General features: G+C 52.9%; 11 protein-coding genes. 7 read left to right on the plus strand and 4 right to left on the minus strand.

From position 1 onward, the window contains the following. Positions 1–15 precede the first annotated feature (15 nt). The 4 genes from ACMGDE_RS13865 to ACMGDE_RS13880 all read left to right on the plus strand — a co-directional run bounded on the left by ACMGDE_RS13865 (position 16) and on the right by ACMGDE_RS13880 (position 3521). Positions 16–561: an OmpH/Skp family outer membrane protein gene (locus ACMGDE_RS13865; RefSeq protein WP_436833461.1), complete on the plus strand. Its 546-nt coding sequence runs from the start codon at positions 16–18 to the stop codon at positions 559–561. Positions 562–631: 70 nt separating this feature from the next. After that, positions 632–1207, plus strand: a complete 576-nt coding sequence (locus tag ACMGDE_RS13870) for an OmpH/Skp family outer membrane protein (protein WP_436833404.1) — start codon at positions 632–634, stop codon at positions 1205–1207. A 162-nt stretch (positions 1208–1369) separates the two neighbouring features. Beyond that, entirely contained in the window at positions 1370–2665 is a 1296-nt protein-coding gene (locus ACMGDE_RS13875) for a 4Fe-4S dicluster domain-containing protein (protein ID WP_436833405.1), read from the plus strand. Between the two features lie 64 nt (positions 2666–2729). Further along, positions 2730–3521 (plus strand): (Fe-S)-binding protein, encoded by a 792-nt coding sequence (locus ACMGDE_RS13880; protein WP_436833406.1) that lies wholly within the window; start codon positions 2730–2732, stop codon positions 3519–3521. 15 nt (positions 3522–3536) lie between these two features. On the opposite strand, the gene ACMGDE_RS13885 is transcribed toward ACMGDE_RS13880, so the two are convergent. Together ACMGDE_RS13885 and ACMGDE_RS13890 are read right to left on the minus strand one after the other, a co-directional pair. Further along, positions 3537–5432 (minus strand): RagB/SusD family nutrient uptake outer membrane protein, encoded by a 1896-nt coding sequence (locus ACMGDE_RS13885; RefSeq protein WP_436833407.1) that lies wholly within the window; start codon positions 5430–5432, stop codon positions 3537–3539. Between the two features lie 50 nt (positions 5433–5482). Then, positions 5483–8566, minus strand: a complete 3084-nt coding sequence (locus tag ACMGDE_RS13890) for a SusC/RagA family TonB-linked outer membrane protein (RefSeq protein WP_436833408.1) — start codon at positions 8564–8566, stop codon at positions 5483–5485. A gap of 282 nt (positions 8567–8848) precedes the next feature. On the opposite strand from ACMGDE_RS13890, the gene ACMGDE_RS13895 reads away from it, so the two are divergent. From ACMGDE_RS13895 to ACMGDE_RS13905, 3 genes are read left to right on the plus strand one after another with little or no spacing between them, the layout of a single operon-like run. Beyond that, entirely contained in the window at positions 8849–9874 is a 1026-nt protein-coding gene (locus ACMGDE_RS13895; RefSeq protein WP_436833409.1) for a LacI family DNA-binding transcriptional regulator, read from the plus strand. 25 nt (positions 9875–9899) lie between these two features. Beyond that, entirely contained in the window at positions 9900–12062 is a 2163-nt protein-coding gene (locus tag ACMGDE_RS13900; RefSeq protein ID WP_436833410.1) for an alpha-glucuronidase family glycosyl hydrolase, read from the plus strand. Between the two features lie 44 nt (positions 12063–12106). Then, positions 12107–13189: an endo-1,4-beta-xylanase gene (locus tag ACMGDE_RS13905; protein ID WP_436833411.1), complete on the plus strand. Its 1083-nt coding sequence runs from the start codon at positions 12107–12109 to the stop codon at positions 13187–13189. Between the two features lie 117 nt (positions 13190–13306). On the opposite strand, the gene ACMGDE_RS13910 is transcribed toward ACMGDE_RS13905, so the two are convergent. Together ACMGDE_RS13910 and ACMGDE_RS13915 are read right to left on the minus strand one after the other, a co-directional pair. After that, positions 13307–14878 carry a PepSY-associated TM helix domain-containing protein gene (locus ACMGDE_RS13910; RefSeq protein ID WP_436833412.1) on the minus strand — a complete coding sequence of 524 codons (1572 nt, stop codon included), beginning with the start codon at positions 14876–14878 and terminating at the stop codon, positions 13307–13309. Then, positions 14875–15165, minus strand: coding sequence for a hypothetical protein (locus ACMGDE_RS13915; protein ID WP_436833413.1), 291 nt, complete (start codon positions 15163–15165; stop codon positions 14875–14877). Before ACMGDE_RS13915 ends, ACMGDE_RS13910 begins: the two co-directional genes overlap by 4 nt. Position 15166 lies beyond the last annotated feature (1 nt).

Here is a 15166-nt window from a genome sequence, read left to right on the forward strand (position 1 = left end):
AAAGTCATGATGAACTTGAAAAAATTAATAGGAATCGTTGCGCTGACCATAGTGGCCTCATCAGCCGCTTTTGCCCAGCGGTTTGCCTATGTGGATACGGAGTATATCCTGAAACATATTCCCGAATACCTCGCCTCCCAAAAGCAGCTTGATGCGCTGTCGGTCCAATGGCAGGAAGAGGTGGACAATCGCTTTGCCGAAATCGAAAAGCTTTATAAGTCTTATCAAGAAGACCAGGTGCTGCTCAATGAAGAAATGCGCAGGAAACGCGAAGACGAAATCGTACTCAAAGAACAGGAGGCACGAGACTTCCAACGGCAGAAATTCGGGTTTGAAGGCGACCTTTTCCAGGAGCGTATCAAACTGGTGCAGCCCATACAGGATCGGGTAGCCGAGGCCATCCAAGCGATCGCCACGGACCAGTCATTGGATATCGTGCTGGATAAAGGCAGCGAAGTGACATTCCTGTACGCCAACCCGAAATTGGACAAAAGCAACGATGTGATCACCCGTTTGGGATACAAACCGGATCCTGCGCTTGCAGAAAAACAAATTAAATAATAACTTATAATCACAAAAAGGGGTAAACGACAACAGACCCCGACAACAACGTAAAATTAAAATGAATAGCATGAAAAATTTGTTTAAAGGTTTAGTGGTGGTAGGACTGCTGTTTTTATCAACCGGACTCGTCAGTGCGCAGCAGAAGATCGGCCATGTCAATTCGGATGACATCATCCAGTCGATGCCCGAATTCAAAACCGCAAACACGGAGTTTGAGACGCTTGCAAAAGGAAAAGAAACTGAATTGCAGGGAATGGGCGCCGAGTACCAAAAAAAGCTCACCGCTGCGCAGGATTTGCAACGCAATCGCAGCGAAGCCAATAAGGATTCCATCGATGCTCAATTGCAAACGCTGAGCATGGAGCTACAGGAAATTCAAAAGCGCATAGAAGGTGCCCAGCAGCTCGCCCAAGAAGAGGTACAAAAGAAACAACAGGAGTTATTTACGCCTATTTTTCAAAAAGCCAATACGGCTGTACAGGCCGTGGCGAAAGAGAAGGGATATGCCTATGTGTTTGATATCGGCGGCAACGTAGCGATCCCGATCCCGTATTTTGCGGGGGGAGATGACCTGACGGCCGATGTCAAAACCAAATTGGGCATTTCAGGCTCCACGCCGGCCGCTGCGCCAACAAATAAGTAATTGGTATACGGCTTGAAAAAACGTTAACGCGGGATGCATGAAAAGCATCCCGCTTTTTTGTGACCAAATAGTTTATTATGCTTGCATAGTATTTTTAATTCCGTATTTTCGTGATAGTGGATGGCATCACGAGGAATTGGACCTGAAAGATAAACCAGCAATATGATAAGCCAGCTCATTTTCGGAAGTTTATTGGTGGCGGCAATGGCCTTAGCCATCTATAATGGCCGTAAAATCCTTGGGAACATCCGGTTGGGACGAGACGAACGGCGCGCCGACCAACCCGCCAACCGATGGAAAACCATGCTGCTGGTGGCCTTCGGGCAGCGTAAAATGTTCAAACGCCCCTTCCCTGCGTTGCTGCATCTGTTCGTCTACCTCGGATTTTGCATCATCAACATCGAGCTGCTCGAGATCGTTTGGGATGGCCTATTCGGCACCCATCGCGCTTTTTCGGGAATGGGCGTTTTCTACCGTTTCCTCATCGGTGCGTTTGAATGGCTGGCGTTTGCCGTGCTGGCGGGATGTGTCATCTTCCTTGCACGACGCAATATGGCACGCGTAAAGCGCTTCTTCGGCACTGAAATGACCCCATGGCCGCGGACCGACGCCAACCTCATCCTCACTGCCGAGATCCTGCTCATGGCCGCCTTCCTGACCATGAATGCAGCCGACTATAAATTACAGCTGGCGGGTATACCGCACTATACGCCGGGTGGAGCCTTTCCGGTGAGTGCTTGGCTGCTGCCCCTGCTGCCCGATAACGCCTCAGCACTCATCGGCATCGAGCGCTTCTCTTGGTGGTTTCACATCATCGGGGTACTTGCCTTTCTCAATTACCTCCCCTACTCCAAGCACCTGCACATCCTGTTGGCATTTCCCAACACCTATTTTTCAAACCTGAAAGTCAAGGGGCATTTCACCAACATGGACAGCGTGACCAATGAGGTCAAGGCCATGCTTGATCCATCCTATACACCGGAGGCCACAGATGCGCCCCTTCGCTTCGGCGCCAAGGACATCCAAGACCTCACCTGGAAAAACCTGCTGGACGCGTATACCTGTACCGAATGCGGACGGTGTACGGCGGCTTGCCCGGCCAATATCACCGGCAAATTGCTCTCGCCCCGCAAGATCATGATGGATACCCGCGACCGCATGGTGGAGGTGGGCGATAACATACGCCGGAACAAGGAATTCAAAGACGATGGCAAGACGCTATTGGACAACTATATTACCCGGGAAGAGATCTGGGCCTGCACGACCTGTAACGCCTGCGTAGAAGCCTGTCCCGTCAATATCGACCCCCTGAACATTATCATGGAATTGAGGCGATACGCCGTTATGGAAGAATCCCAGGCGCCGACCAGTCTCAATGCGATGTTCAGCAATGTGGAAAACAACGGAGCACCGTGGAAATATGCGCAGGCGGATCGGGCAAATTGGCGGGAAGGATGATTATAAAGGAACACGAATGGATCTGTTGTCTAATGTCTGTTGTCTAATGTCTAATGTCTAACACATGAACGAACGACACATACCGACAATGGCCGAATTGGCGGCTAAAGGCGAAACGGCTGATATCCTGTTTTGGGTGGGCTGTGCGGGTAGTTTCGACGAGCGCGCCCAGCGCATCACGCGCGACATCTGCAAAATATTGCACCACGTAGGCATCAACTATGCCATTCTCGGCACCGAAGAAACCTGTACGGGCGATCCTGCCAAACGCGCGGGCAACGAATTTCTCTTCCAGATGCAGGCTATGACGAACATCCAGGTCCTCGATGGCTATGCCGTCACCAAAATCGTCACCGCCTGTCCGCATTGTTTCAACACGCTCAAAAACGAATATCCCGATGTGGGCGGCCATTATGAGGTTATCCACCATACGCAACTCATTCAGCAACTGATTGACGAGGGCAAGCTAAAGGTCGAAGGCGGTGAATCCTTTAAGGGACGGCGCATTACTTACCACGACCCCTGCTACCTCGGCCGGGGGAACGGCGTGTATGAAGCACCCCGCAAAGCCCTGGAAAGCCTCGATGCGCAGCTGGTGGAGATGAAGCGCTGCCGGAGCAATGGCCTCTGCTGCGGCGCAGGCGGTGCCCAGCTATTCAAGGAACCGGAAAAGGGCAACCAGGACATCAACATCGAACGCGCCGAGGAAGCACTGGCCACACAACCCGAAATCATTGCCGCCGCCTGCCCCTTCTGCATGACCATGCTGCGCGATGGCATCAAACTGAAAGACAAAGAGCAGGACGTGCAGGTATTGGACATCGCCGAGATCACGGCCAGGGCGAATGGGTTGTGATGTCACACCACCTGGTTAGTCATATCCCGGATTCTGATAGGTATCCCGCTCTCCCTCCATGGCATCAAGCTGCCCCTGCGGAATGGGACGCAGGTAGTGATGCGGCTGGATATTCCGTGTTACTGTTACCGGTGTATGGTCGCCGATATTGGACCCGCAGATTTCATAAGTAGACGCCAACTCCGTCCATTTTTGCGTGCGCACCAGATCTAACCAACGGTAACCTTCGCCATAATATTCACGCGAGCGCTCGGCCAAAATATAGTCGATATCAATCGTTGCCGGTGTGGCGGCGGTCATGGCAGCGCTGTTATCCGCTACTTTCTCCATATTTCCATTGTTGTCCCAGCGCCATTTTCCGGCACGCGCACGGACGACGTTGATGAGATCCCGCGCACTCCTCGCGCCTGATGCCCCTTTCACGGCCGCTTCGGCCGCGATGAAGTAAAGCTCGGAGAATTTGGCAATGTTGAATGGACGGGTACTGGCGGCATTCGGCTGTCCCAATCCAGCGCCACTGTCGGTGCGGTAAGGCCCCAGTTTCCAAAGCCCGGGGTATACTCGCCGGCTGATGCCGCGCGGTGATACGACGAAATCGGCTCTTCCGGGCAGCACTCCGACCCCAATGTTACTCTGATAGGTCGAATTGGAGTAATCAATAGCCGTCTCCGGTTCCTCATCCAGAAACGTCAGTATGACGTCACCCGGATTGACCGGCGTAAAGTTTACATTATACACCGGACCGCTAACTCCGGCTTTATCCCAGTTGCCACGGTAAACGGTAGTGAAGGTGCCGTCATACCGGGAGTCGTAGGTTTTGTCGGCAAAGGTATTGGTAATAGCCCCGATCGTCGGCGTCATGCGTGTCCACGGACGCCCCAAGGGCTGCGATGCTTCCCGCTGAACGGAACTCATGGCCGTCCATCCTGAATTGGATGAACTGCTTCTCATCTCAGGATAGTTCCAGGTCATCATCCATCCGGCGAAGTTCTCCGGAGCAGCGCCATTGCTATACGTCAGGCTACTGGCGTTATAAAATTCGCTGGTCTCCGTGTGGTCAGCGTACAGCAGTATTTCATTATTGCGATCGTTGGGTGCCCAGTTCACATCATAGAATGTTTCCTGTAAGCCGAAAGGACCCGGATTGTCAATGGCGGCTGTTGCCACATTGTACGCCTGCTGGAAATACCACTGGGCATCATGTCCGTCCGGATCAGTACGCGCCGTCTCCGGGTACGTCGGGATGTTGTTCGGGTTCTCCAGCCACCATCCATAGGTCAGGTACGCTTTTGCCAAATACAAGCGCGCCACCGTTTTGGTTACTCCGCCCGTTACCCGGCCAGCATCCGGCAAATCGTTTGCCGCGATCAGCAAGTCAGGGAATATGGCTTTGGTATAGACCTCAGGTACGGTGTTTCGCGTAGAGGTTCTCGATGGGGCCGTGTTGAAGGCCAGTTCGCCCGCCCCCAGGTCCAACGGCACCCCCCCAAAGGTCTGTACCAGCATGAAGTAGTCGAACGCGCGGAAAAACCTCGCCTCGGCAATCAACGCTTCAGAAATCGCTTCTACTTCGGCAGCATTTTCAATGATGCCGCTCGCGGTATTGATGTTGCTGAATGCCGCATCCCATAAAACATCGGCACGGCTGCTCTGGGAAGTAATCTCCCCCTGACCACTCAGGTCCATCACCAGAAAGTTTTGGTCTGCACTTTGCCCATACGTGACTTCATCGGTACCGGTGAGCGTAGCATTATAATAATAAGCCTGCCCATAGATGTAACGCAGGTGGGCATACATGGAGGTTATTCCCCCCTGCACACCTTTTTCAGTGGTGAAGAAACCGGGTTCATAAATACTACGCGGCTGTTCCTCCAAAATATCGGAGCATGCCGCCAGAAACAACGTCATCATGGCTGTTCCTATATAACTGATATTACGGGTCTGTTTCATTGCTTTTTCGTTTAAAATACCAGGTTAATACCAAACAAATAACTGCGCGTTGCGGGCGCGTTCGTACCGATTGTCAATAAGCGGGGTCGGTAAGTATTGGTTACCGCCGCATTTTCGTCGGCAAAGGAATTGGTTTCAGGATCCAGTCCTGTTTCCCGGTTGTACGGCGAGAATAAGACAAATGGATTCTGTACCATGACGTAACACCGCAATTGGTCGATACCCGCGCTTTTCATCCAGTTGTGCCCGCCAAAATGATAACCCAATGACAGTGTCCGTATCTTCAGATGTGACGCATCGAAGTAGCCCAGGGTACTGGCATATTTCGGATTGTCACCGCTGGTGACACCACCGGGCTTCGGATACCGGGCATCGGGGTTTTCCGGTGTCCAATAGTCGACCTTGACATTGTTCCGGCGCCCGCTCAACATATTGAGGTAGCCCGACGCCGTGTGCAGGGTACTGATGAGTTTACCACCGCTTTGGAACATGCCGACAGCACTCAAATCAATATTTTTATAGGCAACACGGGTGTTGAAGCCGCCCTGGAAGTTGGGCTGCAAGCTGATGATTTGCCGGTCGTCATCGCCGATTGCCCGTGCCGGGGTCCCATCGGCATCGTAATCGCCGGTATATTTCACTTTGATCATCCCTACGTTTCCGCCCGGTTCCAAGACATCCAAGTACGGGTCTCCCTCCTGCCAAAGCCCCGTATATTCGTAGTCAAAAATGACATCGATGGGATACCCGACGAACCACCAGTTGCCTTCATCCCGATCCTGTCCGGACGCAAGTTCCACCAGCTTGTTGCGGTTTCCATACAGGTTGATGCCCGCCTCCCAGGTCCAGCCGCCCACGTCGTCCAGTATCAACCCATTGAGCGAAAGCTCCAGCCCTTTGTTTTGGGTTTGCCCAACATTAGCCGTGTAACTGTCCACGCCCGCGGTACTGGGTAAGTTGACATCCAATAAAATATCCTTCGTGTTCGTCACATAGTACTCCAGGGTACCGGACAATCGGTTATTCAGGAAGGCAAAATCCAGTCCGTAGTTCCAGGTCTCCGAGTACTCCCATCCCAGGTCTGCATTAGGCAACTGGGACACATAATACCCGACGGCATAATTGTCGTTGCCGAAATTGTACGGCCGGGTATTCAGACGCCCCAGCGTCGCATAAGGGGCAATGGCTTGGTTGGAGGTCTGTCCGTAACCCACGCGCAGTTTCAACATATCTACGAACGAAACATCGCTCATAAACGCTTCTTTTCCAATGTTCCATCCAGCCGAGATCGCCGGATACGTGTGCCATTTATGGCCCGTTGCCAGCCTGGAGGAGCCATCGGACCGCAACGTGGCCGATAGCATATAACGGTCGTCATACGAGTACATGACGCGGCCCATCCACGACATCAACCCCCACAATTCATAAACCTGGTCCTCCGGATTGATTGTAATTTCGCCGGTTGCCTGTCCCAAGTTATAGAACTGGAAAGCATCGGCGGGAATATCCCTTGCCGCCATAGCCGAGCGGTGGAATTTATTTTGCTCAGAAGAATATAACGCCGTTACATTGATGTTATGTTTTTCTGCGACTGTACGATCGTAGGTCAGCAGGTTTTCAACGACCCAGTGGTAGGTGTGTGAGTTGCTGATGGAAGCCGTAGAAGGCGTGGTGGGGTTTGTGGCGTTTATGCCTTGTCCGGTATAGGCGCCCCCATTGCTTTGGCGGTAGTCCAGCCCCAGATTGACCCGATACTTCAACCCCGCTACCCATGGGACGCTCACTTCGCCGTACAAGGCATTGTAGGTGGCATATGCCCGGGCCTCGTTCAGCCATTGGTCTTGCACTCCTTCTATGATTTCTCGTGAAGGTGTCCACGGCTCGTCCAAAGGCATGCGTATCGTCCGTTTCCAGGTACCATCTTCATTATACGGATTCGCAAGCGGCGACATGCTCAGGACACCATATATTCCTACCTGAGAGCCTTCCGTAACATTATAATTATTATTTGTCGTGAAGCCGACCCGGAAATAATCACCCAGTTGTTGGTCAACGGCACCGCGTAAGGAGATCCGGCTGTATTTTTGCGTCGGGACTACCCCTTCATCTTCGAAGTACCCTCCACCGAAGTTATAGTTGCCCCTATCGGTACCGGCCGAAACGCCTACATCCTGGCTGATTGTCCTACCCGTCCGATAAAAAAGGTCCTGCCAATCGGTATTGACACCGTCGGCTTCATCTTCCCCGTTGTTTGGAAACTGACCCGCCGCTGCACGGAGCGCAGCAAATTCCGGCCCGTTCATCATGGGGTACTTGGCAAAAACATTTTTAAAGCCCTGAAAGCTATTGTAGGACACCCGCGCCGGTTGTCCGCTTTGCCCCTTGTTAGTGGTTACCAGGATCACGCCGTTGGCCCCACGGGACCCGTAAATCGCCGTTGCAGAGGCATCTTTCAGGATATCGATGCTCTTAATATCGTTGGGATTGATGTCGCCGATCGATCCCGGAAAGGGGATACCATCGAGTACGACCAACGGGTCGTTGCTGGCATTCAGCGAGCGCGTACCGCGGATGCGGATTTGCGTGGTCGCGCCCGGCTGGGACGACGTTTGCGACAGCTGCACACCCGGCAGGCGCCCTTGCAAGGCCTGTGAGATATTTGCCGATGGTACATCGCGCATCTGATCACCGCCGATGGTTGCCACCGAACCCGTGACCGCTTCTCTCCGCTGGGTGCCATATCCCACTACCACGACCTCGTCCAACGTGCTCGCTTCGGTCAGCAATGTGACCGTCAGCTGCTGGTCCGCCTCACCCACGGTGATCTCCTGCTCTGCATAGCCGATGTGACCGAACACCAATACACTGTTTGGCGGCACCTTGATGGCAAACCTGCCACGATCATCCGTGGACGTGCTGGCCCCGCCATCGGTGGCCCTCACCGAAACGCCGGCAACTGCCGTCCCCTGCTCATCGACCACGGTTCCCGACACTTGTATGCTCGTTTGTTGCGCTCCGGCATACAGGGAATAAAAAAATGCAAGCAACAATAGGCAGGCCACACGGGCAACATACACTACTCGCTGTCGCGGCATTACTGTGTATACGCTTATCATACTTTAGGATTTATTGGTTAGTAATTTAGTTAATTCCAACGTTGGCATTGAACATTTACAAAAAACCTACCATTAATAACGCTAATTATGGATAAGGTTTATATGTCCTTTCGGACCTTGGTTATCTTACTTCTTGGTTATCTTACTTGAGGTAAAGGTAAAAACAAAAATTCATTTATGCAACCGATTGCAGAAGAAGATTTTTAGCTATTTTAGCCAAACCATTTTATCGACTCGATCTTCCCATTAGGATAACGTGCGATGTACACGAAAAAGGAAGTTACCATATATGATATTGCCGCCGCGCTTAACATATCGGCAGCCACCGTGAGCCGCGGTCTTAAAAACCATCCCGCCATCAAGCAAGCGACCAAAGACAAAATCTTTGTGCAGGCCGAGCGTATGGGGTACCGATTCAATACCTTCGCACGCAATCTGCGGACCAAGCGGACGTATACCATCGGCGTCATTGTACCCCGGCTGAACAGCATGTTTATGTCTGACGTGCTTGCTGGGATGGAGCGGGTTTCCAACGAAGCGGGCTATGAATTGATTATCAGCCAGTCACTGGAAACCATGGAAAAAGAAATGAAGAATGCGACTACCATGTTCAACAATAGAGTAGACGGTTTATTGGTATCCCTGGCGTACACCACGATGAACATCGATCATTTTAAGCGGTTTATTGATAAAAATATACCGCTGATCTTCTTTGACCGTGTATTCGAACATCCCAACTGTCCGAACATTGTCATCAACAATTACAAGGCCGCCTATGAAGTCACTTCGCATCTCATCCAGCAGGGTGCCCGGCAGATCATGCATGTCGCAGGAAATCTCAACAGAAATGTTTATCACCAGCGTTTCAAGGCATATCGCGACGCCTTATCGAACCATGGCATCCCCTTTCAGGAAGACTGGCTCATTGTCAATAGCCTCAGCACGGCCGATGGTGTGCATGCCGCGAAGCATATCTGTACGCTGAAGGAAAGGCCTGATGCCGTTTTCTTTGCGAATGACACCTCGGCGGTGGCCTGCATGCAAGAATTGAAACGCAACGGCTTGACTATCCCCGATGATATCCTCATCGCCGGATTTAACAACGATCCGATCGCTACCATCGTGGAGCCCAATCTGACGACCATCAACTACAACGGGCAGGAAATGGGACAGGTGACGGCTAGGACGCTTATCAACCTGCTGAATGGAAGTGATGAACAGCATGCGGCAACGATTGTGCTGCGTCATGAATTGATTATAAGGGGTACTACACAGCGAAACCAATAAACCGGTTAGGAAAACAATCAAGGTTATGAAAACAATAAACTGTTATGTCTGGCTATTGCTGATCTGGGGTTGCTTATACAGCTATCCGGCTGCCGCCCAATCCGGTTACCGGCTTTGGCTTGACTTCAAACCGTTGACCGGCGAAACCGCGGAAAACTACAGGCATCAGCTTGCCGCCTTGCTGTTTCCCACGGCAAACGAAACGGATAGTATTGCCAAACAGGAACTGCTTGCCGCACTGGGCAGCCTGCTCGGACGGGTACCGGAAGCTGCTCGCGAACCTTTCCAAGGTGGCACATTGATGGTGGGCACCCCCTCTACGCTTCCCTGGCTGACGGGCGAAGCCGTTGCCGACCACCTGCACCAGCTAGGCGATGAAGGGTATGGTATCCATCGTACAACCGTAAAAGGTCAACCGGCAACGGCCATCGTGGCCAATACCAGCAAGGGAATATTATATGGTGTATACGCGTTCCTCGGCCTCCTGCAGCGCAACGAGGACATTTCGCGACTGGCCATTACCTCCCGGCCCAAGGTTGCGTTGCGCCTGCTCAACCATTGGGACAATCTCAACCGCACGGTGGAACGTGGCTACGCGGGCTTCTCGTTGTGGGATTGGCACCGCCTGCCGGGGTACCGTGATCCGCGGTACACCGACTATGCCCGGGCCAATGCCTCCATCGGTATCAACGGTACCGTGCTTAATAACGTGAATGCCAATGCCCTGATACTCACCGCTCCCTACCTCGAAAAGGCCGCTGCGCTGGCCGATATTTTCCGTCCCTATGGCATCAAGGTATACCTGTCGGCCCGTTTCAGTGCGCCGATCGAACTTGGCGGCCTCGCGGATGCCGACCCGCTCAACCCAGCGGTGCAGCAATGGTGGGCAGCGAAGGTCGCCGAAATCTATCGCTACATTCCTGACTTCGGCGGATTCCTGGTAAAGGCTAATTCCGAAGGGCAGCCCGGCCCACAGAATTATGGACGCAATCATGCCGACGGGGCCAACCTGCTGGCCGATGCACTCGCCCCTCATGGCGGCGTGGTCATGTGGCGTGCGTTTGTCTATGAGGATTCAGAACCCGAAGATCGCGCCAAACAAGCCTTTAATGAGTTTAAGCCATTGGATGGGCAATTCCGTAACAATGTCATCGTGCAGGTCAAAAATGGCCCGATCGATTTCCAGCCGCGCGAACCGTTCCACCCGCTTTTCGGGGCGATGCCCCGAACGCCGCTGATGATGGAGTTCCAGATTACGCAGGAATACCTGGGCTTTGCCACCAATTTAGCCTATCTGGGCACCCTATTCAGCGAAACCCTTCAATCGGACACCTACAGCAATGGGCAAGGCGCTACCGTGGCCCGCGTCGTCGATGGGTCGCTGGATCAGCAGTCCCTCACCGCCATGGCTGGGGTCGCCAATACGGGTACAGCTATCAACTGGACAGGCCATCCCTTTGCCCAGGCCAACTGGTATGCTTATGGGCGCTTGGCGTGGGATCCGGAAGCGGACGCCTGTACCATCGCCGAAGATTGGCTGCGCCGCACATTCGGCAATAATGCATCCCTGATCGATGCCCTCTTGCCGATGATGATGCAATCACGGGAAACCGTGGTTAACTACATGACGCCCCTCGGTCTTCATCACCTCATGGGGTGGAGCCATCACTATGGACCGGGACCATGGATCAAGGACAAACCACGTGCCGATTGGACATCGGTCTATTATCACCAAGCGAGCAAAGACGGCATCGGTTTTGACCGAACCGCATCGGGCAGTGATGCCTTGAGTCAATATGCGCCGGAAGTGCGCGCCTTGTTTGAAGACCCGCAGACCTGTCCGGATGAATACCTCTTGTGGTTCCACCACCTTCCCTGGGATTTCCGGATGAAATCGGGCGAAACACTTTGGGAAACCCTCTGCCGCCATTATTACGGCGGTGTGGAGGAAGTAGCCGGTATGCAAACCGTCTGGGAAGCACAGCGGGACAAGGTAACTCCCGCCATCTTCCAGGAAGTAAGCGATTTGCTGGCTACCCAGCACGAAGAAGCCTTGCTGTGGCGCAATGCCTGCGTATTATATTTCCAGCAGTTCTCAAGGATTCCCATTCCCGCGGGATTGACGCCGCCCGAACATCCGCTGGAATATTATGAACAACTGCAATTCCATTTTGTGCCGGGGATATAACGAAAGGAGCAATATCCAAGGACAGATCAACAGCTATCAATAACATGACAACGAGAAACAACTTTAGCTTCATATGGCTTATCGGCGCATGGGCATTCGCTAATACCGCATGCACTACACCGCAGTCCAAGGGACTGAAAGATTATTACACCGATTACTTTCCCATTGGTGTAGCCGTGAACCTGAAGAGCATCGATGGCGAAGAAGCCGCGTTTATCCAGCGGCATTTCAACAGCATCACCGCCGAAAACGCCATGAAAATGGGGCCGCTGCAACCCGAGGAAGGGGTGTTCAACTGGGCGGGGGCGGACAGCATCGTGGCATTTGCCACCGCCCACAATATGCGGATCCGGGGACATACGCTGTGCTGGCACCAGCAAGTGGGCGACTGGTTTTTCGTCGATGATCAGGGCCAACCGGCTTCCAGGGAGGTGCTACTGGATCGACTGCGCACGCATATCCACACGGTCATGAATCGCTACAAAGGAAAGGTGTATGCCTGGGATGTGGTCAACGAGGCCATCGACGATAACCCGGGAAACCTGTTGCGGAAATCAAAATGGACAGCCATCATCGGGGACGATTTCGTGGAGAAAGCCTTTGAATTTGCGCACGAAGCCGACCCGGATGCTAAGCTCTTTTACAACGATTACAATAGCGAGCGTCCGGAAAAAGTTGAGCGCATTTATACCTTGCTGAAGCGGCTCAAAGACCAAAACATCCCCATACACGGCGTTGGATTACAGGCGCACTGGTCGCTGGTCGAACCCTCCGAATCGCAACTGCGGCACACATTGGATCGGTTTTCCTCGCTCGGACTCGAAATCCACATCACTGAACTCGATGTTTCGGTGTACCCATGGGAGAAAGAACGGCGGTCCAAACGCGACGACGAAACCGGCGAATATACCGAAGAAATGCAGGTTGCGCAATCCGAGAAATACGAGATGGCTTTCCGGGTATTCCGGGAATACCGCGGTATCCTGACCAATGTTACCTTCTGGAACGCCAACGATCGGTATACCTGGCTCGACCAATATCCCGTAGCGGGCAGGAAAAATCATCCCTCTCTTTTCGATACCGAGCGAAAACCCAAGGAGGCGTTTTGGAAGGTGGTTGACTTCTGATGCGGCGGTCTCAACTCCTGCTGGAACTCTCCCGCACCAGCAACAGCGGTTTGCGAATGGCCTCCAATGAAAGCGGGTATAATTGGTATTCTCACTTCCTCCCTATCAGCGGTTCATTCATTTCATTGGCCAAGCTTTGGTCACTTTCCTGCTCACCACCCCTGCTATCCCTATGCCGAGCGCTGCTAAGCCCGTCAGCAGCCAGCAAAGATCCGTACCAAATACATAGGGGTTGGTACCGGCGGTCTGCCACATCCAGCCGCCACTGATCACTCCGTTTGCCACTGGAACCAGCAATGATAGCACACCTCCGAGCCATAGGTTGAAACGGGTGACCCTTGCTTCGTTGCGCAGGAAACACCCGATGAATGAAAATAGCAACCAGCTGAAAAAGAATCCAGCGTTGACCGTATCGGCATGCCCGGCGGTCATGGGAACCACCTGCTCGGCGATGAACAGCACGGCGATGGCGGGAAACAGGCCGAAGCAAACGGCGAGGTACAGCATCGTCACCCGATGATGGAAGCGCCGCTGTCGATCCGTGTAGGCCGGTTTGTTACGCGCTTCTTTCCAGATCAGGATTCCGCTGATGATGACAAAACAGCTGAATATCGATAATACAAAAAACAAGGCTTTCAGCAACCAACCACCGAACGTGGCAAAGTGCAACCGGCTAATGCCCGTCAGCATCGATTGGATATAGCTCTTGCTCCCCGGTTTGATTTCCAGCTTGTATTCGCCGGTGGTCAGATCCATCATCACCAATCCGTCCCCATTGAACGTGGTGTGGTCGACTAAATCTGCCCCTAGCATCGCATTCTCCTTGCCGGGATTGATGATTTCAAGGTGCTCGATTGTATAGTCCGGATGGTTGCTCCGAATCCTTTCGACCGCTTCGGCGATGGGAATCGTCGCTGCCGGTGCTGCATCGCTGTCGTGGCTGTGGAACGCTTCCGGTGGATACAGCATCGTGATGATCTCCTGTTGGCTGCCCCCGTACAGGACAAAGACCGCCGGAGCCAGCACCAAGATGTTCAACAGGTAAAACACGCCTGTAATGGCATACATCAGCTGGAAAGGAAGGCCGATAAGACCAAATATCGTATGAGCATTTGTCCACAACTGCTTTTTAGCCTGCTTGAATGAGAATGCGTAGAATTTAGCGACAATATTGCGCCAGTGGACGAGCACGCCCGTCACCACCGCAAAGGCAAAAAACAATGACACAAACCCTGCAAGGTAACGACCCAGAAAAAATGGTATCTGGTCAAGGAAATGCAAGCGGTATAACGTCTCCCCCACCGTCGTACCATTGCCCTGATTCAGCTCGACAGCTTGGCCCGTCATCGGATGGTACCGGAAAGAAGTATACGCAGTGGCCGTGGAATCCTCGACCGGCGCATAAATCAGGTACAACGGATGTTCACGTGTAGGCATCCGCACTTGGATCTCGTCTGCCCGGGAAACCCCGGGCTTTATCGAGTCCAACTGCTGAATGACCTGTTCGTAATCAATTTGCTCAACGAGCGGAATCCGGGCCGACCGGTCTTCCCACTGGTAAAACTCATACTTGAACAGGGTGATGGCACCGGCAAAGAAAATCACGAACAACGCTGCACTGATGACAATACCAGTTACCGTGTGCGTATGAAACAAAATGTTGTATGCCCGGGGTCCAAGTCCTTTCATGACACGCCTCCTCCATAATGGGCTGCCATAACCAGTACAGTGGAGAGCAACAGGTAAATTCCCCATACTTTCCAGCCATTGCGGGCCAGAAAGGCCAATACAATGAAAATGACCCAGAGGAAGAACACGGAGAACGACCCCGAAATCAGCAGGGCCGCGCCGATGCCTGGTATCAGCGCGAGCGCTAAGTGGATGGCCACAGCCAGGAAATAACCGCCCAATAATCCCGCGGTGATTTTCAACACCCGTTGTCCGGGACTGCTTAAGTATTTGGTTTTTGCCGGCATG

This window comes from Parapedobacter brassicae, from assembly GCF_051400755.1.
Lineage (GTDB): Bacteria > Bacteroidota > Bacteroidia > Sphingobacteriales > Sphingobacteriaceae > Parapedobacter.

What these genes read in the sequence shown, in the direction of transcription:
- ACMGDE_RS13870 (WP_436833404.1), top strand. Translation starts at nt 632, where the DNA reads ATGAAAAATTTGTTTAAAGGTTTAGTGGTGGTAGGACTGCTGTTTTTA.
- ACMGDE_RS13875 (WP_436833405.1), top strand. Translation starts at nt 1,370, where the DNA reads ATGATAAGCCAGCTCATTTTCGGAAGTTTATTGGTGGCGGCAATGGCC.
- ACMGDE_RS13880 (WP_436833406.1), top strand. Translation starts at nt 2,730, where the DNA reads ATGAACGAACGACACATACCGACAATGGCCGAATTGGCGGCTAAAGGC.
- ACMGDE_RS13885 (WP_436833407.1), bottom strand. Translation starts at nt 5,432, where the DNA reads ATGATGACGTTGTTTCTGGCGGCATGCTCCGATATTTTGGAGGAACAG.
- ACMGDE_RS13890 (WP_436833408.1), bottom strand. Translation starts at nt 8,566, where the DNA reads ATGCCGCGACAGCGAGTAGTGTATGTTGCCCGTGTGGCCTGCCTATTG.
- ACMGDE_RS13895 (WP_436833409.1), top strand. Translation starts at nt 8,849, where the DNA reads ATGTACACGAAAAAGGAAGTTACCATATATGATATTGCCGCCGCGCTT.
- ACMGDE_RS13900 (WP_436833410.1), top strand. Translation starts at nt 9,900, where the DNA reads ATGAAAACAATAAACTGTTATGTCTGGCTATTGCTGATCTGGGGTTGC.
- ACMGDE_RS13905 (WP_436833411.1), top strand. Translation starts at nt 12,107, where the DNA reads ATGACAACGAGAAACAACTTTAGCTTCATATGGCTTATCGGCGCATGG.
- ACMGDE_RS13910 (WP_436833412.1), bottom strand. Translation starts at nt 14,878, where the DNA reads ATGAAAGGACTTGGACCCCGGGCATACAACATTTTGTTTCATACGCAC.
- ACMGDE_RS13915 (WP_436833413.1), bottom strand. Translation starts at nt 15,165, where the DNA reads ATGCCGGCAAAAACCAAATACTTAAGCAGTCCCGGACAACGGGTGTTG.